Genomic DNA, 22,020 nt, shown 5'->3' on the forward strand with positions numbered 1-22,020 from the left:
CACCTCGTCTTCTATTTCAAGGTGTTGAAATAGAATCCACTCCTCCTTTAAAAGGAGGAGAGTTAAAAAAGCAGATTATAATTAACTATTGAACTACAAATTCAAAATTAAGTTAGAAACAAAAACTCCTTCCCTTGTGAGGAAGGTGGCTTTAATTTCAATAAAAGAAATCAAAGACGGAAGGGTTGAACTATAAGTATGGATAAGAAAATACACAACCATAAATATCTTGAACAACGCAGAAAAGAACTGCGAAAAAATTTAACATCCGCAGAAGCAACATTATGGGCACTTTTACAGAAGAAGCAACTCAAAGGAAGAAAGTTTAGAAGACAACATAGCATTGAAAATTATATTGTGGATTTTTATTGTGCATCAGAAAAACTGATTATAGAATTAGATGGAGCCTATCATCTTGATTTTGCTCAGCAAAATTATGATTATGAAAGGACAAGAATTTTAAACGACCTTGGGTTTAAAGTACTTAGATTCGAGAACAAATTGATTTTTGAAAATAGTGCTGATGTATTGGAGGAAATAAGCAGTCATTTTAAATATTAGAACCACCTCGTCTCTCATTTCAAGGTATTGAAATGAAATCCACTCCTCCTTTAAAAGGAGGAGAGTTAAAAAAGTATATTACAATTAACTATTGAACTACAAATTTAAAATTAAGTTAGAAGCAAAAACTCCTTCCCTTGTGAGGGAAGGTGGCTTTGATTTCAATAAAAGAAATCAAGGACGGAAGGGTTGAACTATAAGTATGGATAAGAAAATACACAACCATAAATATCTTGAACAACGTAGAAAAGAACTGCGAAAAAATTTAACATCCGCAGAAGCAACATTATGGACACTTTTACAGAAGAAGCAACTTAAAGGAAGAAAGTTTAGAAGACAACATAGTATTGAAAACTATATTGTGGATTTTTATTGTGCATCAGAAAAACTGATTATAGAATTAGATGGAGCCTATCATCTTGATTTTGCTCAGCAAAATTATGACTATGAAAGGACAAGAATTTTAAACGACCTTGGGTTTAAAGTACTTAGATTCGAGAACAAATTGATTTTTGAAAATAGTGTTGATGTATTGGAGGAAATAAGCAGTCATTTTAAATATTAGAACCACCTCGTCTCTCATTTCAAGGTATTGAAATGAAATCCACTCCTCCTTTAAAAGGAGGAGAGTTAAAAAAGTAGATTACAATTAACTATTGAACTACAAATTTAAAATTAAGCTAGAAGCAAAAAATCCTTCCCTTGTGAGGGAAGATGGCTTTGATTTCTATAAAAGAAATCAAAGACGGAAGGGTTAAACTATAATTATGGACAAGAACGTAATAATAAATACTTTGAAATGAGCCTCATTCCTCTGGTTGCTGTGGAGTCGAAATGAAGACTGGAATCTCATGATTGAGAAATACAAATATTAATATTGTATCAATAAATATGATACATATCAAAAACTATAAGATTCCTGCCTTCGCAGGAATTTATTACCGTTTCAAAGTAAAATGCCCTGTTAGTTTTTGGTTATCAACAATAATAACATACCAATAGTCTCCAGTGGGTAATGGCTGACTATTAAAGGTTCCATTCCATGAAAAGGCGGAGTTTCTCGAGTTTTTAATAAGTTTTCCATAACGGTTAAAAATAGAGACATAAGATGTTGAGAAAAATTCAATGCCCTTTAAATCGAATAAATCATTATTACCGTCATTATTTGGAGTAAAGAATTTTGGAATATAGAAATGCAAATGTAGTGTAGTGATAAGTTCGTCACAATGCCGTTCTTTGGCATAAATGGTATATAAGCCACCATCAATATTAAAAAATGTATGGCTCGATTGAAATATATTACCATCGAGCGAATACATGAAATCTCCTGTATTTGATGTGGTAATAACGATATCGTTACCATCAGTTTCGACCATTTCTATTATTGGATTGTCAATTTGCGATAAGGTAATTGTTTTTGTTATTGAGCAGGCTCCATTTGCAACTTCAACAGTATAGGTGCCGGGGCTGGTAACATTAATACTTTCTGAAACTTCCCCAGTATTCCATAGGTACGATGTTACTATATTTGAGTTTGCAACATTAGCATGAAGAGTTGTATCCGTATTTTCACAAAAGGAGAACGATTCATCTACAACCTCTGGAACTTCTAAATAATCTACCTGAAGTGGTGTTCTTGAAACCGATAAACATCCTGCAATAGTAGTTTCGGCTTCGGCATAATAAGTTCCAGAAACACCTCCCGGACTAAATGAATAGCTATTGGCTTGAAGAAGGTTTCCACCAACAAGAGCATCATACCAATTCACTATAATCCCGTTAGGAACAGTTACAGTAAGTGGCGTGGTATCATTTTCACAAATATTTAAATTGCCATTGCTTACAGGTGCATCAGGTATTGGAATAACTCCAAATTCAAATGTGTCTGATAGCGTATTACAAAACGGATTTGATAAATTAACAGCATCTTCGGCTATTTTTGCTCTATAAAAAATGGTATTGCTTAGTAAGGGCGTGGTATAGGTTTGATTTGTTTCTCCAGAAATATCAGTCCAATTAATGCCATCGGGACTTTCTTGCCATTGATAAAAATGGGTTGTAAAAATTGCAAAATCCGGAGTAGCAGTAAGTACTGTAGAATAAGGAGGGTTTCCATCGCAAATAAAAAATTCTGTATCATTTAGCGAATCGGTAATTGTAACAGTATCTCCACAAGATTTAAAAACGATATCATCTATAGCCAAATCATTTCCACAACCACCAGTACCATTATTTCGCATTTTTAGAATAACGGAGGTTTCACTTGGCGAAGTCTGAAATACTAAAGCATATTGTTGCCAATTTGGAGAGGTTGAACTAGGGATACTTCCTGTGCTTCCGCTTGCTAATAAATTAGTGTCTGTATTATCCCAAATTTCGAATGTGACATTTATAGGTATTCCATTACCATTAGCACCACACCCTTGATGATTAAAAGGCAGTAGATTAACCATCCAAGAAGAGAACTCATAAGAAGTGTTTTCACAAAGGCCACTAATGGTTGTTCTGTAAAACTCTCCTGCTTGAGAGTCATTAGCGTTTATAATAAGCATTCTTCCATTAGTGTCACCGCTAGTATGGTCATCAATATCATACCAACCGAACCAATTAGTATTACTAGAAACATTATAAAATCCATCATCGGGTTGAGATGTACTATAAGTATATGTCGTTGTGCCTACAGGAAGTTGAGTTGTCGAACCAGCACCAAAAGTATCTGTAAATATAGGATCACCAGAGTTACCCGTACAAAAACTTAATTGAGCTTGTGTCTTTGATACAGAAAAAAGAAAAAATAATATGACGATATTTTTTTTAATGCCTTATAATTTTATTAATAGCTATATTAATAAAAAAAACAAAGTTTATGTATCGGCTTATAACTAAATGATATAACTTATGATTCATATTTATTCTTTTTCTTATTATACTTACTATTTATAAGAATTCAGTAATCATAAAATTAATATAAAATACATCTAAAAAGTTTTGTTTACAGTATATATTTTAGTGAGGCGATTAGTAGACTACATAAAAAAGCATAAAATAAAATCGACAATTATTGTTGTACTTCTAATTACCTATTATTTATGTTTACCAAAACAACTTTTTAAAGACCCAACAACAACAGTTATTACAAGTTCAAACAATGACTTATTAGGAGCTCAAATTGCTAAAGATGGTCAATGGCGGTTTCCACAAAATGATAGTATTCCTGAAAAATTTAAAACCTGCATCGTACAATTTGAAGATGAATATTTTTATAAACACCCCGGCTTTAATCCAGTATCCATTTTTAAAGCCTTAAGAGATAATCTAAAATCTGGAACCGTAAAACGAGGCGGAAGCACCATTACCCAACAAGTAATTCGACTATCCAGAAAAGGGCAATCCAGAACCTATTTAGAAAAATTAAAAGAAATTATTCTCGCAACGCGATTGGAGTGTCGTGAGTCAAAAAATAAAATATTATCCTATTATAGTAGTCATGCTCCTTTTGGAGGAAATGTAGTTGGATTAGATGCTGCCTCATGGCGTTATTTTAACAGAAACGCTAATCAATTGTCCTGGGCAGAGAGTGCTACACTTGCTGTTTTACCCAATGCTCCAAGTTTAATTTATCCCGGAAAAAATCAGGAAAAACTTTTGAAAAAGCGAGACAGGCTTTTAAAAAAACTTTTAGGGAATGATATTATTGATTCATTAACCTATCAATTGTCAATAGCCGAAGGGTTGCCACAAAAACCGTATCCGTTACCACAAATAGCCCCTCATTTATTACAAAAAGTGTCGCAAACTAATTATGGAAAACACATAAAAACTACTATTGATATAAAGCTTCAACAACGGGTTAACTATATTATAAAAAATCATTACAATCAGTTAAGTCAGAATGAAATTTATAATGCAGCCGTATTGGTTTTAGATGTAAAAACCAGACAGATTTTAACTTATGTGGGCAATACGCCAACAGATAAAGCGCATCAAAAAGATGTTGATATTATTGATAAACCAAGAAGCACAGGCAGTATTTTAAAACCTTTTTTATACGCTGCGATGTTAGATGCTGGAGATTTGCTGCCTAATACTCTGGTAGCCGATGTCCCTACCCAGTTTGGAAGTTATAATCCTGAAAATTATAATAAGACCTACGACGGTGCTGTTCCTGCGAGTAGAGCCTTATCACGTTCTTTAAATGTACCAGCCGTAAGAATGCTTCAAGAATTTGGTTTAGATCGATTTCACCATTATTTAAAAGCATTGCAGTTAAAAGACTTAAAATACAATGCCAACCATTACGGACTATCACTTATTCTGGGAGGAGCAGAAAGTAACCTTTGGGATTTATGCAAAAGTTATGCAGCACTATCTTCAACTTTAAATCATTTTTCGGAAACCTCAAGCGAATACTTTACTAATGAGTTTTGCGAACCTACATTCTTTGCTTCAGAAAATATAGATTTTGGAAAAAAAACATTAGAGAAAACTCTTCTTGATGCGGGGTCTATTTATTTAACTTACGAAAGTTTAAAAGAAGTAAATAGGCCCGAAAGCGACGAAAGTTGGGAGTTTTTTGATGGCTCTAAACAGATAGCCTGGAAAACAGGTACTAGTTTTGGGTTTCGGGACGCTTGGGCTATTGGTACGACTAAAGATTATGTGGTTGGGGTTTGGGTTGGAAATGCCGATGGAGAAGGGCGACCTGGTTTGGTTGGTGTGCAAACAGCAGCTCCTATTTTATTTGATGTATTCGATTTATTACCAAATAGTGACTGGTTTTCAAAGCCTTTTGACGACATGCAAAAAATAGATATTTGTAAACAAAGTGGACATAGGGCTTCTCATAATTGCCATGAAGTTGAACAAAAATTTATTCAGGTAAGTGGTATAAAAACTAAGCCCTGTCCATATCATGTATTAATCCATGTGGACAAGAATGAATCGTTTCAAGTAAATACGTCTTGCGAAGATTTGGGTGATATTATTCACAAACCTTGGTTTGTTTTGCCTCCTTTAATGGCCTATTATTACAAAACTAAAAATCCGTTTTACAAACCACTCCCTAAATTTAGAAGCGATTGCATAGGAACACAAGCGGTTTCAATGGAATTTATTTATCCAAAAGAAAATAACACTATTTTTTTACCAAAAGATTTTGATGGAAAAACAAATGACCTTGTTTTAAAAATAGCACATTCTAAACCCGAAAGTAATTTGTTTTGGTATGTTGATGCCACTTTTATTGGAAGCACTAAAGACATTCATGATATGGCAATAATACCTAAACAAGGTGAGCATATAATTACTGTTGTGGATGAATTTGGAAATGAGGCAAAACGGAAAATTACGATTTCGGAATAAATTATTGTCTTATAAACGTTTTTAGCATACTATGATCGCTTTTAAAAGTAGCTACTTTTTTAGTTTTAAGAACTTCCAAATCTTTAGACACCCAGATATGATCTAAAGATAGTAGAGGGATATTCCAAAACCAGGTTTCTCTAAAGCCATTGCCTTTTTTAGAAAAAGCATGATTAAAATCGGTTTTAAAATGCTTTAGATGTTTAGACTCGTACGGTACATTGAAATCGCCTAAAACGATAGTATTTTCTTTATTAACAATTAAAGAATCTACAAAAGCAAATTCCCATTCTCTAGGCACATCGGGGCTCCCTTGAACATCTACAGCATAGAAATTAATATTTGCTATTTTAAAATTAACGATGGTTGAATGGTACTTGGATGTTTCTTTTTTTTCGATTTGAAATGGAGTCTTAGAAAAAATGCCAATTTCTTCTTTTTCAAACCAAACCATATAATATTCCGGATATTTTAACTTATCCTCTTTGAGTTTCTTTGCTTGATATTCGGCTAAAACCATAACATCAGGAATGTGATTGTTTAATTTAAAAGCGTCTTGAAAACCCCTTTCTCGTGATGCATTCCAAAATACAATTTCTAAATCATTTTCGTTAATGGTTTTTGGAATATGTATTTTAAAACTTCTGCATAACCAAATAGTTAGCAATAAGGCAGCCAGTAGTAAATGATACTTTCTAAGCCTTCTACCAATAAAAACAGAAAGTATTAAAATAATGACAATAATGATAGGTAACGGAAATGTATAAAAGAACAAAGACGCCTTATAGCTACTTTCTTTTAAGATAAAGTGAATAGCTAATAATGCTATAATAATAACAACATTTATTAGATAAAAAAGGGGCTTAAAAAACTTTAACATTTATCGTAGAGGAAAGCCTTTTGCAGCCCACCAGGGATGAATTTCAATTTCTAATCGTTCAGCTTTAACCATTGGGTCTGCATTAGCCAAACTATCTGCCATTTTTAATGTAGGTACATTATAAATAGTAATTCCGCGAATATCACCATCATCACCAAATGGACCGGAAATATCGGCATATCCTAATTCGTACATTTTACTTAAATGTTCTAAATGTTCTTTTTGTAATAAGGCTGCTTCCTCTTCGTTTTGACCTCTAATAGGTCCCGTTTTTAAAAATGCCATAAAATATTGCTGCATAATAACGGTATCCTGAGTTTTTTCATCAACATAATCAAAAACCTTAAAACCTTTTGCAGTAAGTTCTTCTTTAATTTGCTTTATTGATTTAACAGGCTCTTCAATAATTTCGGGAATAGTATCAGTAACGGTTTCAGTGACTTCTTCAATGTTCTCTTTTAAGTCCGAAATAGAGGCTTTAGTTTCTTCTTTACACGAAAAGAAAACCGATACAAGTAATAATGCTATAAGTAGTTTTTTCATCTGTTTAGGTTTATGCTTTTTAGTGTTTCCATGTACTAAAAGGCTGTTTGCTTAATTGTGAATTATAATATTTTATGTTTCCTGTAACTTCTTCTCCTAACCAATGAGGTTTCTCAAAAGCCTCATTTTCATTATCCAATTCAATTTCGGCAAGTATCAACCCTTCGTTATCACCAAAAAATTCATCTACTTCAAAAGTATGATTTTTTATTCTGACCTCATAGCGCATTTTTTCAATAACGCCTGATTCACATAGCTTTAATAGCGACTCGGCTTCTTTAACATTAATTTCCTTTTCCCATTCAAAACGTGATAATCCATTACTCGAAGATAGTCCTTTAACAGTTATATATCCTACGTCCCCTTTAAGTCTAATCCGAACAGTTCTTTCTTTATGCGTATTTAAAAATCCTTGAATAATTCTGGTACCTTTATAAGATGCTTCTTTATAAGCATTAGAATTCACTAAAAATTTGCGTTCTATTTCAACCATATTTACCAGTAATAATCAATATTTAAAATACCAAAATTTAAAAAGTAACATATCTTAAAGTTTGGTTTTTATAATTTGAAATTTTAGTATTCAAAATTAGTATAATTTTGTTGTATGTCTAACGATTTACCAATACGAAAAATTATCCATATAGATATGGATGCTTTTTATGCTTCAGTTGAGCAACTGGATAATCCCGATTTAAGAGGGAAACCCATTGCTGTAGGCGGTGGTGGTAAACGAGGTGTTGTAAGTGCAGCCAGTTACGAAGCTAGAAAATTTGGAGTAAAAAGTGCCATGGCTGGAAACTTAGCAGCTAAATTATGTCCACATATTATCTTTGTAAGAGCTAATTTTGAACGTTATTCTGAAATCTCTAAAAAGATAAGAACCATTTTTTTTGAATACACAGATTTGGTAGAACCCCTTTCGCTTGATGAAGCGTATCTGGATGTTACTCAAAATAAAAAAGGCAACCCAAGTGCATCGCTGATAGCTAAAGAAATTCGAGAACGAATCTATAACGAAGTTGGATTAACAGCATCAGCAGGAATTTCTATAAATAAATTTATTGCCAAAGTAGCGAGCGATTATAATAAACCCAATGGGCAAAAAACGGTAAACCCGGAAGAAGTAATTGAGTTTTTAGAAAAATTAGATATTAGAAAGTTTTATGGCGTGGGAAAAGTAACGGCTGAAAAGATGTATCAGAAAGGCATTTTTACCGGATGGGATTTAAAACAAAAAACACTTGAGTATTTAGATACTAATTTCGGGAAGTCCGGAAGGTATTATTATTACACCGTTAGAGGGGTTCACAATAGTGAAGTAAAACCAAATAGGATAAGAAAATCATTAGCGGCCGAACGAACATTTAGAGAAAATTTATCCAGCGAAGTGTTTATGCTTGAAAAATTGGAACATATAGCAGAAGAAGTTTCAAGGCGATTAAACAAAAGTAAAGTGGCAGGAAAAACGGTGACTTTAAAAATTAAATACAGTGATTTTACTTTGCAAACCAGAAGCAAGACTTTACAATATTTTATAAGTGATAAAAGCGTTATTTTGGATACAGCAAAAGATTTATTGTATCAGGAAAAGTTAAGCAATTCGGTACGTTTATTAGGCATTTCTTTGTCTAACCTAAATACTGAGGCCAAGAAAAAACCAGAGCAAAAAAGTGTGAGTGTTCAATTAAAGTTTGACTTTTAGGCAGATTTGCAAAAGCTTAAAAATACCCCAATTAAAATATAAGATAAACTATTTCCGTTTTTAAAGGTCTAATTAAAAATGCTATTGTTTAAACTGTATTTACTACAAATACATTAGTCTGTATTAACCAAGATTTTGATAGACGAGTCTGTTTTTTTAAAAGAATTAACCAGTACCAAGCATAAAGAAAAAGCATTTGCAAAATTGCTGGACCTTTATCAAGAGCGCTTATATTGGCATATTCGTAAACTGGTCATTACACATGAGAATGCAAATGATGTACTTCAAAACACGTTTTTAAGAATTTACAAAAGCTTACCTAATTTTAAACAAAAAAGCTCTTTACATACCTGGATGTATAAAATTGCTTATAACGAATGCCTTCGCTTTATAGAAAAAAACAAGAAAAGACAAAATGTTTCAATTGACGATGTTAATAATAGTTATCTGGACAATTTAACAAGTGATACTTTTTTTGATAGTAATGAAACACAATTAAAATTGCACCGTATTTTATCCGAACTTCCCGAAAGGCAAAGACTAATATTTCAAATGAAGTATTTTGACGATTTAAAATTTAGAGAAATAGCCGATATATTGGGCGTGAAAGAAGGGACTTTAAAATCATCCTATTACAATTCGGTTAAACATATTGAAAAAAATATACTTTCTGTTCAACTTTTAACAAAAACCCAGGTCTAAAAATAAGCGATGAATACAAAGGACAATAATATAACACCTCAAAAGCAACCAAACAATCAAAATTTGTTCGATAAGAACATGCGAGAATTGCATAGCAAAGAATTAGGGTTTGGTGTTCCGGAAAATTATTTTTCAAAATCCAAGCAAGAAATTTTATCTAAAGTTTCAGGTAAAAAGAAACAAGAAAAACCAAGCTTCTTTTTAAAAAAATCGTTTGTTTGGTATGCAGCAGCATCCATTATATTATTAATAACTATCACATTAGTTAAACCAGATCGAGGTTTGCCGATTGATGATATCCAAACAATTGTTTTAGATACGATTAAACAATTAGATGTAGAAACATTTGATAATGAAACCGATGTATTATCAGAAACTGATATTTTAATTACATCTCTTTTTGTAGAAGAAAATAACATTGATGAGTTTATAGATAACTATGTTTTAGAAGAAGCTTTAGTTGATGAAGCTTTACAATACTAATTTTAAACCTCTTATTATGAAAAAGAACAAATTTATAGTAGTTTCAGCTATAGTAACAATTACTTTAGGCTTTTTATCTTGTACCGAAGAAGCTTCGCAAAGTCTTAGTGCTGCAGAACAGGTTGCACTAGAAGCCTCTGTTGAAGAAGTAGAATCGGTAATAGATGCTTACAGTTTGTATGCAGTAAGTTCTCTGGAATTTGAATCTACAGGTAAAACAAGCTCAGGAAAAACGCAGTTGGGAAAAGGCTGTAAAGATAGATCTGGTTTTTTCCCAGACTGTACCGTATTTGAAGAAGTCATTGAAGATGATGTAACAACAATTACCATATCTTTTCCAGACGATTGTGAAGATAGAAACGGAGACATTATATCTGGAACGATAACTATTGTAAAATCCTCTTTAGATACAGACAAAAGTCGTAGTATAACATTTGATGCTTTTACAGTTAACGGTTATGTTGTAAACGGAACAAAAACTCACGAGTATACCGCAGAAAATGAAAATGGTAATCCACAAATAGAAGGGTCTGTTAATATAACAATAGAAACAGATGAAGGTACTATAACAAAAGTAGGAACTCGCTTGGTGGAAGTAACAGCAGGAGGAGATACAGATACCCATAAAGACGATGAAAAAACGATTACTGGATCATATTCATTTACAGATGTAGAAGACAATACAAAAAGCGTTGAAATAACAACCGCTTTAGTTAAGCCAGCAGCATGTAAGTATATAGCTGAAGGTATTAAAGAATATACAGAAGCAGACGAAACGTCTATTTTAGATTATGGTGATGGTACTTGCGATAATGTAGCTACATTAACTGAAGCAGATGAAACAGTTACAGAAATTGAATTGAAGAGAAAAAGAAGACGTTTCTAAAACATTCTGTTTCCTTTGAAACAAAAATTAACGACATGAAATTTGTAAACAAAATTAAATTACTAATGCTTGGTATATTTATAAGTATTATGGGTTTAGGGGCTCAAGAAGATATTCTCAAAGAGAGTTTAACAGTAGAGCAAACCAAACTCATGGAAGAACAACGTAATTTAATAAAAGCAAATAGAGAAGCTTTTAAAGCAAGCCTAACAAACGAACAGTTAACAATTTTAGAAAATGCAACCCTTTCAAAACAAGAAAGGCGTGAAGCATTAATACTAACTTTTACAGAAGCTCAAAAAAATTTATTAGAAGAAAATAGAGTTAAAGTAAATAGGCTGAAAGAACAATTTAAAGCAACACTTACTACAGAACAACGGCAACGAATACGTACTAGAGCGAAAACCAGAAGTGGAGAAAATAGGAATAAATTGCGCGAATCTGTAAAAAGAGATAGAATAATAAAAAGGAAACAAAGAAATAATGGTTGATTGATAGCATTTTACATCTTGATATATCTTTAGTTTCATAGGATAAGTGGTTGAATAATGCATTCAACCACTTTTCTGCGTTTATATATTTATTTAAAAAAATAACAATATAAACGCATCATAAGTACCATAAGCATGTTTACTATAAGTAATTAAATCTTACGATTAATAAATAATAATAAATGAAAAAAGTCTTCATGACATTTTTAATATTATCGAGTGGTTTATTTACATATTCACAAGAAAAACCGAATTCTGAAAAGGAAAAAGAAGTTGATGAGATTATTGATAGTTTGTTGGAAGATGAGGATATTTTAGATGACTTGATCGATGCTAATTTTCAATTTTTATATGTATCTCTTGATTACAATAGCGATACTTATTTTTCCGGAAGAGATATTGGTATTGATCAATATAATATAAGGCCGCAAATTAGCTATATACATTCTAAAGGATTTATAGCTAGTATCTCTGGGGTATATTATAATGAATTTGTCCCAAAATGGGATTTTACAGCGCTAACACTTGGGTATGGTAAAGATATAGGTAAAAAAAAATGGTTTAGATTGTATGCTTCTTATTCAAGGTATGTTTATTCAAATGGTGTAGATAACCCTTTTAAAAATGCGCTAACTTTATCCTTTGGTGCTAAAAATAAACAACGTACTATAGGGACACAGCTTTCTGGCACTTATTTATTTGGAAGCGATGATTCGTTTCAAATTTCATCTACAAGTTATGCGTCATTTAAATTATTTAAAGCAAAAAAGAGCAGCTTAAAATTAAAACCTGAGCTTAATATTGTTATTGGAAAACAAACCTTCGAATTAGCACAAACATATCTGCAAGATGGTGTTATATATACGGATTATTCAGAAAATGATGTTTTCGATTTAATTAATACTCAAATTAATATTCCTTTAGAGTTTAGCACGAATGCTTTTGATTTCGAGCTTGGGTATAATATAAATTTACCTTCGGCTATAGGTACTGAATCTAATTTAAATACTACCGGGTTTTTTAATTTTTCTGTAGCATATATGTTTGATTTGTAACTTTAGATGTTTTCTTAATTTACTTATAAAGCTCCAAAAAAATATAAATGAAAAACGTGATGTACTTTAGTTTTTCTAAAGTGCATCACGTTATATGTTTAAACCTTAAATTTCTTAAAGGTTACAAGTCTCTATTTCGGTAACACGCAGTGTGTTTACCATCCCTTTATCTTTAATAGGCATTGCCGCTAAACTAATAAGCATGTCACCTACTTCTAAATACCCCATTTTGCAAGCAATAGAATTCACATCCTCAATAGTTTCGTCTGTACTTACAAATTTATCGTAATAAAACGCACGAACACCCCAAAGTAAACTAAGACGCGTTAATATACGTTTGTTGGAAGTAAAAACTAAAATATGACATGATGGCCTCCATGCCGAAATTTGAAATGCCGTATATCCACTATTCGTTAATGTTGAAATAGCTTTCGCATTAATTTCGTTTGCCATATTAGCAGCATGATAACAAATAGATTTTGTTATATAACGATTGGTACGAATATGTGGAGGTAATTGTGGTACTTGTATTAGGTTAGAATCCTCAACACTTTTAAGAATGTTGGACATTTGTTTAATAACTTGTACAGGATAATTACCAACCGATGTTTCACCAGATAGCATAACAGCATCGGCACCATCCATAACAGAATTTGCAACATCGTTCACCTCTGCTCTTGTAGGTGTTAAACTGGAAATCATAGTCTCCATCATTTGAGTTGCTATAATGACTGGAATTCTGGCTTTTTTAGCACGTAAAACTAATTGTTTTTGAATAAGAGGTACTTCTTCTGCAGGAACCTCAACACCTAAATCACCACGGGCTACCATAATACCATCGCAATGTGTTACGATTTTATCGATATTTTCTACAGCTTCTGGTTTTTCAATTTTAGCTATAATTGGTATTTTATATTCACTGTGCTTATTTATTAAATCGCGAAGTTGCATTAAATCTTCTGCATGACGAACAAACGATAAAGCAATCCAATCGACTCCTTGGCTAATAGCAAAAACAGCGTCTTCAATATCTTTTTCAGTTAAAGCCGGTTGCGAAATATTTGTATTAGGAAGGTTTACACCTTTTTTAGACTTCAGTGGGCCACCTTGAATAACACGAGCAACCACTTCGTCTTTTTTGTTTGTTGAAGCAACTTCAAAAATTAATTTCCCATCATCTAAGAGAATTCGTTCTCCTGGTTTTGCGTCTTGGGGAAACCTATCATAAGTCATGTAAACACGCTCTTTTGTTCCTTCAAAACGCTTACCGGTAGCAAAAATGATTTCATCGTCAGGGTGTACAACGACTTCTTCTTTCATAACACCTACACGAAGTTTAGGGCCCTGTAAATCTGCTAAAATAGCAGCAGTAAAACCAAATTCTTCATTTAATTCACGTATCATTTTAATGCGTTCGGTAACATCACTATAATCGGCATGAGAAAAGTTTATTCTAAATACATTAACGCCTTCTTCAAGCATCCCTTTTAAAACTTCTTTTTTACTTGTAGCCGGTCCTAATGTTGCTACTATTTTGGTTTTTTTTGTTATCGACATTAGTTAAAAATTAGGTTATCCTTAGATTTTAATTGATTGACATCAATACTGTAAGCTGTGGCAATTTGAGGTACTTTTAATACATTATTCAGAATATATTTTTCTTTACTAAAATTAATTTCGGTATCTATTTTTAAAAAATAATTAACCGTTTTATATTCCGGTATTAAATACGCTGTTCTTGTGATTTTTTCTTCAGAATCAAATAATGATTCGTTACTCTTTTGTCTAAATTCTTCTGTTTTACAAATATTAGAAACTAAACTCCAAATGGTTTGCTGTTTATTGTCTTCCCACTCAAAAATTGAGTAGATTGATTTCCCATTTTGATAATCTAAGTCTTGTGATTTTCTAATAAGACTTATTCCTAAATATTTATTTAAAAGATATGCTAAACGATAATCTTCAAGTGCACAATGAATTGCTACTAAAGTATACAATTCTTCTTCAAAAACATTATCTAAAATGAGTTTGTGTACAGCCATAACTTTGTATTAGTCGCGGTAAATATAGTATTTATAAAATTCAATTGGAATACGTTTACTTATATCTTAATAATAAATTAAACGAAAACGTTATAGTTAAATTCTTTTATCTATGATAGGTTAAAGCATCTTAGACATCTTGCTTTGGAATGCAAAAAAAGCGCGTTTCGAAGCTTTTTCTTCGGCCTTTTTCTTTGATGTTGCACGTGCTTTTGCAACTATTTTTTCATTTATAGATAGTTTTACCGAAAAATGCCGAATCTCATCATTACCCGTATCTTCATATACATTATATTTAAATGTTTTCTTTTCTTTTTGGCACCATTCAATAAGTAAGCTTTTGTAGCTAATAACTTTACCTTCTAGGGTTTCAATATCTACATATGGAGTTATAACGCGTTTATATATAAACTTTTCGCAGAACTTATAGCCTTTATCAAGAAAGATAGCACCTATTAAAGCTTCAAAAATATTGCCATGGATATTGTCTCCAAACTGTCCTGGAGGAATTTTACTTTCTACTAGATCTATTAAATTTAGGTCTTTCCCTAGTTCGTTTAAATGTTCTCTACTTACAATTTTAGAGCGCATTTTAGTTAAATAACCCTCATCGCCACTTGGTACTTCTAAATATAAATGTGATGCAATTACGGCACTTAATGTAGCATCTCCTAAAAACTCTAACCGTTCATAATTGATAGCATTTCCTTTACTATCTTTAATATTCATTGATCGGTGTGTGAATGCCGTTTTGTAGAATTTAATGTTTTTAGGTTTGAATTCGAGAATTTTAGTTAATTGTATAAAAAAATTCCCGTTGCGTTTAAAACGGGAATTTAATATGTTACGAATTTTTTTCATCTGATAATTAATACGTTATTTTAATGTCAGATGTATAATAAACCATATTTCATTATACTGTAAAATTTAATATATCGTTATGGTTTAACTTCATTCGAAAATTAACTTGTTTTCTTAAATACAACACACGCGTTGTGTCCACCAAATCCAAATGTATTACTCATCGCTACTTTAACATCCCGCTTTTGAGCCTTATTTAAGGTTAAATTTAATTCAGGATCAATGTTTTCATCTATTGTAGTATGATTAATTGTTGGAGGTACAACACCGTGTTCCATTGCTAATATAACCGAAATGGCTTCAATAGCTCCGGCAGCACCTAATAAATGCCCGGTCATTGATTTTGTCGAATTGATATTTATATTCTTAGCATGATTTCCAAAAACTTTAGATATGGCTTTAAGTTCTGCCACATCTCCTAAAGGAGTAGAGGTTCCATGAGTATTTATATGGTCTATATCCTCCGGTTTAAGTCCGGCATTTTCTAAGCAATTTTTCATAACCTCAACAACACCAATGCCTTCAGGGTGTGGAGCCGTCATATGGTGCGCATCAGAAGATAACCCGCCTCCTGCAACTTCAGCATATATTTTTGCCCCTCTTGCTTTTGCGTGTTCGTATTCTTCTAAAATTAAAGCACCTGCTCCTTCCCCTAAAACAAATCCGTCTCTGGTTCCGTCAAACGGTCTTGAAGCCGTTTCTGGGCTTTCATTTCTGGTAGATAATGCATGCATGGCATTAAAACCACCCATTCCAGCAATAGCAACTGCTGCTTCACTTCCTCCGGTAACAACAACATCACAATACCCTAAACGTATTGAGTTTAGAGCATCAAACATAGCATTAGCAGAAGATGCACAAGCAGAAACTGTTGTGTAATTTGGGCCCATAAATCCATGTTTTATGGAAATATTGGCTGGTGCAATATCCGCAATCATTTTTGGAATAAAGAATGGATTAAACCTTGGAGTTCCATCACCTTCGGCAAAGTTTAAAACTTCTTGCTGAAAGGTTTCCAAACCTCCAATCCCTGTTCCCCATATAACACCTACTCGCAATTTATTTACCTCGTCTAGGTTTAATTTAGCATCTAGTATAGCTTCATCTGAAGCCACCATAGCATACTGTGCAAACTTATCCATTTTACGAGCCTCTTTTCTATCAAGAAAATCAGTTGCGTTAAAACCTTTTAATTCGCAAGCGAATTTTGTTTTAAACTTTTCGGTATCATAATATGTTATAGGCGCAGCACCACTTTTACCACTAATAAGTCCTTCCCAAAATTCATCTTTGGTATTACCTATAGGTGTTAAAGCCCCTAATCCTGTGACTACAACTCGCTTTAGTTCCATAATAGTTAAATAATGTGCTTATTTAGCTTCTTCTATGTAAGAAATAGCTTGACCAACTGTAGCAATATTCTCAGCTTGATCGTCTGGTATTTGGATATCGAATTCTTTTTCGAACTCCATTATTAATTCAACAGTGTCTAATGAGTCCGCTCCTAAATCGTTTGTGAAGCTTGCTTCTGTTACAACTTCGTTCTCATCAACTCCCAATTTGTCTACGATAATCGCTTTTACTCTTGATGCAATGTCTGACATAATATTTAATTTTAAATTTTAATTAGTTGGCAAAAATAAAAAACTTTATTTTTAAAACATATCTTTAAATATAAAAATGTGTTTGTAATTTACTAAAATACCACTAAGTATTTATATTTTAACTTCTAATTGTTAATAATTATTCTTTTTTTTGTTCGAGTAATTTAACATTATAAATAGTAGAATGAAACGTATTGTAATTTTTGCGTCCGGAAGTGGAAGTAATGCTGAAAATTTAATTAAGTTTTTTCACAACAGTGATAATGCTTCTGTTATTCAAATCCTTACAAACAATTCTCATGCCAAAGTTTTAGATCGAGCTAAAAACCTAAAAGTTAGCGCGCTGTATTTCAATAGGGTAGCATTTACAAAAACAGATGATGTTTTAAATATATTGAAGGTGTCTCAACCAGATTTAATTGTTTTAGCAGGGTTTTTATGGAAATTTCCTGAATCTATTTTAAAAGCATTTCCTAATAAGGTTATAAATATTCACCCAGCATTATTGCCAAAGTATGGTGGCAAAGGCATGTATGGTATGAACGTGCATAAAGCTGTTGTTGCAAATAATGAAGTAGAAACAGGTATTACTATTCATTATGTGAATGAAAATTATGATGAAGGTGCTATCATTTTTCAAGCAAAATGTGATGTTAGCACTTCTGATACAGCTGAAGATGTTGCCGCAAAAATTCATGAATTAGAAATGGAACATTTCCCTAAAGTGGTAGAGAAGCTATTATCTGAATGAAATTAAAATGTTATGCTGAGCGCAGTTGAAGTGTCTCAATTATAGATAGAAGTTAATTTAAAAGATTCCTGTTTTCACTTTGACTACACTTAGTGATTACACGTGAATGACAAAAAATGTCGAAGAAAAAGAAGAAATATTACACCGTTTGGAAAGGACATCATACTGGTGTTTTTGAATCATGGAATGATTGTAAAGCACAGATAAAAGATTATCAAGGTGCTCAATATAAATCGTTTTCAACATTTGAAGCTGCAAAAAAAGCTTTTAAAGGAAACTATAAAGATTATATTGGAAAATCTTCAAAATTTAAAAGTGAACTTTCTAAAGAACAATTAAAAAAAATAGGGCAACCTAATTACAATTCTATTTCGGTTGATGCCGCTTCGAGTGGAAATCCAGGGAAAATGGAATATCGAGGTGTAGATACTAAAACTAAAAAGCAACTTTTTATTCAAGGCCCTTTTGAAGAAGGTACAAATAATATAGGTGAATTTCTTGGTATTGTTCATGGATTGGCATTGCTTAAAAAAAATAAGAGTGATCGCATTCTTTATACAGATTCTAGAACAGCCATAAGTTGGGTGAAAAAGAAACATTGCAATACTAAATTAGAGCGAAATAAAAAAAACAAAGCTGTTTTTGAATTAATAGACAGAGCCGTTGATTGGCTAAAAAACAATACTTACAAAACGGTTATTGTAAAATGGGAAACGAAAGCTTGGGGGGAAATTCCGGCCGATTTTGGGAGGAAGTAGTGTTATACTCCACCATTAATCCATTTCTTAAAATCTTTTACACGCTCTCTACTTACAATAATCTCGCTTTCATTATAAGAGTTTAAAACTAGCCTTAATCTACTATTAGAATATGAAATAATGTTTTTAATAGCATGCATGTTAACAATAAATTTTCTGCTGATTTGAAAAAAAACAGCAGGGTTTAATTCATTTTCAAGATCTATTAATGCTGAATTTAGAATGTAATTAAAATCGTTTGAACGTAAATATGTGATATTATTTGAGCTAAAAAAGCATTCAATATTGTCTGTGCTAATTAGTTTTATTTTTTTTCCCAGTTTAACTACAAATTTATTTTTAAATACAGGAATATTATATTCTTGAACGGCTTCTTTTAAGGCTAATAGCTCGTTTTCATTTTTATTAAAAACAGTTGCCTTTTTTATAGCTTTTTTTAGGCTCTCTTTATTAATTGGCTTGAGTAAGTAAGATACACTATTATAATCAAATGCTTTAATACTGTATTGGCTAAAAGCGGTAGTAAAAACTATTACACTTTTGATTTCAATGTGTTTAAAAATTTCAAAACACAAGCCATCTGAAAGCTGAATATCTAGGAATAAAATATCTGGGTGCTTATGCTCCTTAAACCATTTAATTGAAGATTTTACAGAAACCAAACTTGCTAAAATTTCATAATTATAATCAGATAACATTCGTTCTAACCTTCTACTTGATAATAACTCGTCTTCAATAATTACTACTTTCATTAATCTTCTGCTTTTAGTAAAGGTAACTTAATTGTATAATAATGTTTATTATTAATTATTATTACTTTCTCATCTGTAAAAAAAGCATATCTGTTTATAATATTTTCTAACCCCGTATTTTCCCCCTTTCCAGTACTGTCTTTTGGATATTTACTGTTTTTAATGACTAAATAATTTTTCTCAAAAGTCATTTCAATATCCATAGGAGATTCAATGCTTATTTCATTATGTTTAATTATATTTTCAAACACTTGTTGTAGCGCCATTGGTAATATATAATAATTAGAAAAACCATCTGTTTCATCAGTAAATATTATAGCATTTTCAAATCGTACTTGTAATAATTTCAGATACTCTTTAGCAAATACGAGTTCCTCTTTTAGTAATACTAAATCGGTGTTTTCTTGATTCAAAAAATACCTATAAACATGAGATAATTTTTCTGAAAATTGAATAGCTTTTTCTTGATTTTCTTCTATTAACCCAGTTAGTACACTAATGTTATTGAATAAAAAATGGGGGCTTAATTGAGCCTTTAACTGTTGATATTTTAATGACGCAGTGATTCCTATTTGTTTTAAGTTTTGTTTTTGATTCCTATTTATTTCATAAATAAAATAAATATGAATAGACAATGTAAGTAGTAAAAAATAACTCCCAAAAATAACCACACCCCTAACTAGGTTTACCCCAATTGACTTGGAAGAATTATATTGGAACAAGCCTCCAAAATTTTTTCCTAAAAATTCTAAAGATTCTAAAAATAATGCTGGTAGCAAAATAATATTTACAATATATATAATTATAAAAACTATATTAGTAATTGACTTATTTTGTCTAGCTACTATATACTTTATTCCATAAGATATTATAACACTATTAACTACTCCAAATAAAGCAATTATTATTGCATATTTTATTGGAATAATATTACCTAAAATTGAAATTATTGTTAAATATAGAAAGGTTCCAATTAGCCAGATTAAAACAATATTTTTTGTAGTCAAAGAGGTTTTTTCATAATCCCTTTTTGTAATCTTTCTATGAGTTAATAAATAATAAATCAGTGTACAAAAAACAGTTATAATTATAGCTGTTATCCCATTAAATAAACTTGCTTTATTCCAAAATGAAATATCTAAATTGGAGACCTTATAGAATTTAAGAGTTAAATAAACAATACAATATATCAATATAAAAGATGAAAATGCTGGCTTAATAATTGTTTTTATACCTTTAATAATATCTTTGTAGTCATTCATTTTAAAATAATAAATTGAAAAAAAGCAAGGAAAAAAAAATAAAGACAATGTTAGTGGAGCTATTTCTTTATATATCTCTAAAACCCCGTCTACTCCATTCAATAAAATTGCAATAATAAACCCAATCACGTTTATCAAAACACTAACAATACATGCATATTTAAATGCATTTAAAAATTTGCTTATAGTTTTCATGTCTAAATTATTATTTTGAACAAAAGTGAGTGATTAAGATATACTATAAAAAGAAAAGTTAGTGAACTGTCGATTTATAATAGTAAGTTGTTAAAAGCTAAATTTTCTTAAAAAAAATATTCTTGAATTAGGACTTAAAAAACTTATCTTTGCAGAAAATTATCAGGTCTCTTTTATGAGTAAATTAGTAATAGTTGGCACAGTAGCATTTGATGCTATTGAAACGCCTTTCGGTAAAACCGATAAAATTCTTGGCGGTGCCGCAACTTACATTGGTTTATCGGCTTCACAATTTAATGTAGACTCAGCAATAGTATCTATTGCAGGTGGTGACTTTCCTCAGGAATATTTAGATTTATTATCAGATAGAAATATAGACATTTCGGGAATTGAAATAGTTAAAGAAGGCAAAACGTTTTTTTGGAGCGGGCGTTACCATAACGATATGAATTCTCGCGATACTTTAGTTACAGAATTAAATACGCTTGCCGATTTTAACCCTGTAGTTCCAGAAGATTATCGTGATGCGGAAATTGTTATGTTAGGAAATTTACATCCGATCGTCCAACAAAGTGTTTTAGACCAAATGACCACAAAACCTAAATTAGTGGTTTTAGATACTATGAATTTTTGGATGGATTGTGCTTTAGAGGATTTACATAATGTTATTAAGAATGTAGATGTTATTACCATTAATGATGAAGAAGCCAGACAATTAACCGGAGAGTATTCTTTGGTTGTTGCAGCCAAAAAGATTTACGATTTGGGTCCTAAATATGTAGTGATTAAAAAAGGTGAGCACGGCGCTTTATTATTTCATGAAGACAATGTGTTTTATGCACCGGCTTTACCTTTAGAAGAAGTTTTTGATCCTACGGGAGCAGGAGATACTTTTGCCGGAGGTTTTGCGGGATACCTTGCAAAGACAGGTGATACTTCTTTTGAAAATATGAAAAATGCGGTTATTTATGGTTCTACACTTGCATCGTTTTGTGTAGAAAAATTTGGAACCGAGCGCATGCAAAATTTATCAAGTAAAGAAATACATAAACGCTTGTTGCAATTTAAGCAGTTAACGCAATTTGAAATAGAATTAACATAAACCAACCAACGCACTCAAAATTAGAG

General features: G+C 31.6%; 23 protein-coding genes. 12 read left to right on the top strand and 11 right to left on the bottom strand.

The genetic code is table 11. The features are described from left to right. The first annotated feature begins 198 nt into the window (after positions 1–198). Together Q4Q35_RS06050 and Q4Q35_RS06055 are read left to right on the top strand one after the other, a co-directional pair. Positions 199–561, top strand: coding sequence for an endonuclease domain-containing protein (locus Q4Q35_RS06050; RefSeq protein WP_303277051.1), 363 nt, complete (start codon positions 199–201; stop codon positions 559–561). Positions 562–763: 202 nt separating this feature from the next. After that, positions 764–1,126 (top strand): endonuclease domain-containing protein, encoded by a 363-nt coding sequence (locus tag Q4Q35_RS06055; protein ID WP_303277052.1) that lies wholly within the window; start codon positions 764–766, stop codon positions 1,124–1,126. Between the two features lie 373 nt (positions 1,127–1,499). Here the strand turns inward: Q4Q35_RS06055 and Q4Q35_RS06060 are convergent, their stop codons facing one another. Next, complete coding sequence (locus tag Q4Q35_RS06060; RefSeq protein WP_303277053.1) at positions 1,500–3,113, bottom strand: T9SS type B sorting domain-containing protein; 1,614 nt, start codon at positions 3,111–3,113, stop codon at positions 1,500–1,502. 457 nt (positions 3,114–3,570) lie between these two features. Here Q4Q35_RS06060 and pbpC point away from each other — a divergent pair, with 457 nt between their 5' ends. Continuing rightward, complete coding sequence (gene pbpC, locus Q4Q35_RS06065) at positions 3,571–5,922, top strand: penicillin-binding protein 1C (RefSeq protein WP_303277054.1); 2,352 nt, start codon at positions 3,571–3,573, stop codon at positions 5,920–5,922. 1 nt (position 5,923) lies between these two features. On the opposite strand, the gene Q4Q35_RS06070 is transcribed toward pbpC, so the two are convergent. From Q4Q35_RS06070 to Q4Q35_RS06080, 3 genes are read right to left on the bottom strand one after another with little or no spacing between them, the layout of a single operon-like run. Then, positions 5,924–6,802 carry an endonuclease/exonuclease/phosphatase family protein gene (locus Q4Q35_RS06070; protein ID WP_303277055.1) on the bottom strand — a complete coding sequence of 293 codons (879 nt, stop codon included), beginning with the start codon at positions 6,800–6,802 and terminating at the stop codon, positions 5,924–5,926. Continuing rightward, on the bottom strand, positions 6,803–7,345 hold the full coding sequence (locus Q4Q35_RS06075) for a YciI family protein (RefSeq protein ID WP_303277056.1): 543 nt from the start codon (positions 7,343–7,345) through the stop codon (positions 6,803–6,805). It abuts the gene before it with no gap. A 19-nt stretch (positions 7,346–7,364) separates the two neighbouring features. Further along, positions 7,365–7,838, bottom strand: coding sequence for a CYTH domain-containing protein (locus Q4Q35_RS06080; RefSeq protein WP_303277057.1), 474 nt, complete (start codon positions 7,836–7,838; stop codon positions 7,365–7,367). A 114-nt stretch (positions 7,839–7,952) separates the two neighbouring features. Between Q4Q35_RS06080 and dinB the strand changes: the two genes are divergently transcribed. The 6 genes from dinB (at position 7,953) to Q4Q35_RS06110 (ending at position 12,667) form a co-directional block, all read left to right on the top strand. Then, a complete protein-coding gene (gene dinB, locus Q4Q35_RS06085) occupies positions 7,953–9,050 on the top strand; it encodes a DNA polymerase IV (protein WP_303277058.1) in 1,098 nt (365 codons plus the stop codon). Positions 9,051–9,185: 135 nt separating this feature from the next. Next, positions 9,186–9,752 carry an RNA polymerase sigma factor gene (locus Q4Q35_RS06090; RefSeq protein ID WP_303277059.1) on the top strand — a complete coding sequence of 189 codons (567 nt, stop codon included), beginning with the start codon at positions 9,186–9,188 and terminating at the stop codon, positions 9,750–9,752. A gap of 9 nt (positions 9,753–9,761) precedes the next feature. Further along, positions 9,762–10,235 (top strand): hypothetical protein, encoded by a 474-nt coding sequence (locus Q4Q35_RS06095; RefSeq protein ID WP_303277060.1) that lies wholly within the window; start codon positions 9,762–9,764, stop codon positions 10,233–10,235. A gap of 16 nt (positions 10,236–10,251) precedes the next feature. Beyond that, the gene (locus Q4Q35_RS06100) at positions 10,252–11,121 is read left to right on the top strand and encodes a hypothetical protein (protein WP_303277061.1); all 870 of its coding nucleotides are present in this window, start codon (positions 10,252–10,254) and stop codon (positions 11,119–11,121) included. A 35-nt stretch (positions 11,122–11,156) separates the two neighbouring features. After that, the gene (locus tag Q4Q35_RS06105) at positions 11,157–11,612 is read left to right on the top strand and encodes a hypothetical protein (RefSeq protein ID WP_303277062.1); all 456 of its coding nucleotides are present in this window, start codon (positions 11,157–11,159) and stop codon (positions 11,610–11,612) included. 182 nt (positions 11,613–11,794) lie between these two features. Continuing rightward, positions 11,795–12,667 (top strand): hypothetical protein, encoded by an 873-nt coding sequence (locus Q4Q35_RS06110; protein ID WP_303277063.1) that lies wholly within the window; start codon positions 11,795–11,797, stop codon positions 12,665–12,667. 114 nt (positions 12,668–12,781) lie between these two features. Here the strand turns inward: Q4Q35_RS06110 and pyk are convergent, their stop codons facing one another. From pyk to Q4Q35_RS06135, 5 genes are all read right to left on the bottom strand, one after another. After that, positions 12,782–14,224, bottom strand: coding sequence for a pyruvate kinase (gene pyk / locus Q4Q35_RS06115; protein WP_303277064.1), 1,443 nt, complete (start codon positions 14,222–14,224; stop codon positions 12,782–12,784). Next, positions 14,224–14,709, bottom strand: coding sequence for an IPExxxVDY family protein (locus Q4Q35_RS06120; protein WP_303277065.1), 486 nt, complete (start codon positions 14,707–14,709; stop codon positions 14,224–14,226). Before Q4Q35_RS06120 ends, pyk begins: the two co-directional genes overlap by 1 nt. A gap of 120 nt (positions 14,710–14,829) precedes the next feature. Next, on the bottom strand, positions 14,830–15,570 hold the full coding sequence (gene rnc, locus Q4Q35_RS06125) for a ribonuclease III (RefSeq protein ID WP_303277066.1): 741 nt from the start codon (positions 15,568–15,570) through the stop codon (positions 14,830–14,832). A gap of 101 nt (positions 15,571–15,671) precedes the next feature. Further along, positions 15,672–16,922, bottom strand: a complete 1,251-nt coding sequence (gene fabF / locus Q4Q35_RS06130) for a beta-ketoacyl-ACP synthase II (RefSeq protein WP_303277067.1) — start codon at positions 16,920–16,922, stop codon at positions 15,672–15,674. 18 nt (positions 16,923–16,940) lie between these two features. Next, a complete protein-coding gene (locus Q4Q35_RS06135; protein ID WP_008269813.1) occupies positions 16,941–17,174 on the bottom strand; it encodes an acyl carrier protein in 234 nt (77 codons plus the stop codon). Positions 17,175–17,358: 184 nt separating this feature from the next. Here Q4Q35_RS06135 and purN point away from each other — a divergent pair, with 184 nt between their 5' ends. Both purN and Q4Q35_RS06145 read left to right on the top strand, forming a co-directional pair. Continuing rightward, positions 17,359–17,925: a phosphoribosylglycinamide formyltransferase gene (gene purN / locus Q4Q35_RS06140; protein ID WP_303277068.1), complete on the top strand. Its 567-nt coding sequence runs from the start codon at positions 17,359–17,361 to the stop codon at positions 17,923–17,925. Between the two features lie 116 nt (positions 17,926–18,041). After that, positions 18,042–18,683, top strand: a complete 642-nt coding sequence (locus Q4Q35_RS06145) for a ribonuclease H1 domain-containing protein (protein ID WP_303277069.1) — start codon at positions 18,042–18,044, stop codon at positions 18,681–18,683. A gap of 2 nt (positions 18,684–18,685) precedes the next feature. Here Q4Q35_RS06145 and Q4Q35_RS06150 read toward each other — a convergent pair whose 3' ends face one another. Then, on the bottom strand, positions 18,686–19,435 hold the full coding sequence (locus Q4Q35_RS06150) for a LytR/AlgR family response regulator transcription factor (protein WP_303277070.1): 750 nt from the start codon (positions 19,433–19,435) through the stop codon (positions 18,686–18,688). After that, entirely contained in the window at positions 19,435–20,697 is a 1,263-nt protein-coding gene (locus Q4Q35_RS06155) for a sensor histidine kinase (RefSeq protein WP_303277071.1), read from the bottom strand. The genes Q4Q35_RS06150 and Q4Q35_RS06155 overlap by 1 nt, the downstream gene beginning before the upstream one ends. A gap of 370 nt (positions 20,698–21,067) precedes the next feature. On the opposite strand from Q4Q35_RS06155, the gene Q4Q35_RS06160 reads away from it, so the two are divergent. Continuing rightward, positions 21,068–21,994: a PfkB family carbohydrate kinase gene (locus Q4Q35_RS06160; protein WP_303277072.1), complete on the top strand. Its 927-nt coding sequence runs from the start codon at positions 21,068–21,070 to the stop codon at positions 21,992–21,994. Positions 21,995–22,020: the final 26 nt, after the last annotated feature.

The organism is Flavivirga aquimarina, from assembly GCF_030540835.1.
Taxonomy (GTDB): domain Bacteria; phylum Bacteroidota; class Bacteroidia; order Flavobacteriales; family Flavobacteriaceae; genus Flavivirga; species Flavivirga aquimarina.

Excerpts from the sequence above, each read along its gene's own strand:
- Q4Q35_RS06050 (WP_303277051.1), top strand. The coding sequence starts at position 199 with ATGGATAAGAAAATACACAACCATAAATATCTTGAACAACGCAGAAAA.
- Q4Q35_RS06055 (WP_303277052.1), top strand. The coding sequence starts at position 764 with ATGGATAAGAAAATACACAACCATAAATATCTTGAACAACGTAGAAAA.
- Q4Q35_RS06060 (WP_303277053.1), bottom strand. The coding sequence starts at position 3,113 with ATGCTTATTATAAACGCTAATGACTCTCAAGCAGGAGAGTTTTACAGA.
- Q4Q35_RS06070 (WP_303277055.1), bottom strand. The coding sequence starts at position 6,802 with ATGTTAAAGTTTTTTAAGCCCCTTTTTTATCTAATAAATGTTGTTATT.
- Q4Q35_RS06075 (WP_303277056.1), bottom strand. The coding sequence starts at position 7,345 with ATGAAAAAACTACTTATAGCATTATTACTTGTATCGGTTTTCTTTTCG.
- Q4Q35_RS06080 (WP_303277057.1), bottom strand. The coding sequence starts at position 7,838 with ATGGTTGAAATAGAACGCAAATTTTTAGTGAATTCTAATGCTTATAAA.
- dinB (WP_303277058.1), top strand. The coding sequence starts at position 7,953 with ATGTCTAACGATTTACCAATACGAAAAATTATCCATATAGATATGGAT.
- Q4Q35_RS06095 (WP_303277060.1), top strand. The coding sequence starts at position 9,762 with ATGAATACAAAGGACAATAATATAACACCTCAAAAGCAACCAAACAAT.
- Q4Q35_RS06100 (WP_303277061.1), top strand. The coding sequence starts at position 10,252 with ATGAAAAAGAACAAATTTATAGTAGTTTCAGCTATAGTAACAATTACT.
- Q4Q35_RS06105 (WP_303277062.1), top strand. The coding sequence starts at position 11,157 with ATGAAATTTGTAAACAAAATTAAATTACTAATGCTTGGTATATTTATA.
- Q4Q35_RS06110 (WP_303277063.1), top strand. The coding sequence starts at position 11,795 with ATGAAAAAAGTCTTCATGACATTTTTAATATTATCGAGTGGTTTATTT.
- pyk (WP_303277064.1), bottom strand. The coding sequence starts at position 14,224 with ATGTCGATAACAAAAAAAACCAAAATAGTAGCAACATTAGGACCGGCT.
- Q4Q35_RS06120 (WP_303277065.1), bottom strand. The coding sequence starts at position 14,709 with ATGGCTGTACACAAACTCATTTTAGATAATGTTTTTGAAGAAGAATTG.
- rnc (WP_303277066.1), bottom strand. The coding sequence starts at position 15,570 with ATGAAAAAAATTCGTAACATATTAAATTCCCGTTTTAAACGCAACGGG.
- fabF (WP_303277067.1), bottom strand. The coding sequence starts at position 16,922 with ATGGAACTAAAGCGAGTTGTAGTCACAGGATTAGGGGCTTTAACACCT.
- Q4Q35_RS06135 (WP_008269813.1), bottom strand. The coding sequence starts at position 17,174 with ATGTCAGACATTGCATCAAGAGTAAAAGCGATTATCGTAGACAAATTG.
- purN (WP_303277068.1), top strand. The coding sequence starts at position 17,359 with ATGAAACGTATTGTAATTTTTGCGTCCGGAAGTGGAAGTAATGCTGAA.
- Q4Q35_RS06145 (WP_303277069.1), top strand. The coding sequence starts at position 18,042 with ATGTCGAAGAAAAAGAAGAAATATTACACCGTTTGGAAAGGACATCAT.
- Q4Q35_RS06150 (WP_303277070.1), bottom strand. The coding sequence starts at position 19,435 with ATGAAAGTAGTAATTATTGAAGACGAGTTATTATCAAGTAGAAGGTTA.
- Q4Q35_RS06155 (WP_303277071.1), bottom strand. The coding sequence starts at position 20,697 with ATGAATGACTACAAAGATATTATTAAAGGTATAAAAACAATTATTAAG.
- Q4Q35_RS06160 (WP_303277072.1), top strand. The coding sequence starts at position 21,068 with ATGAGTAAATTAGTAATAGTTGGCACAGTAGCATTTGATGCTATTGAA.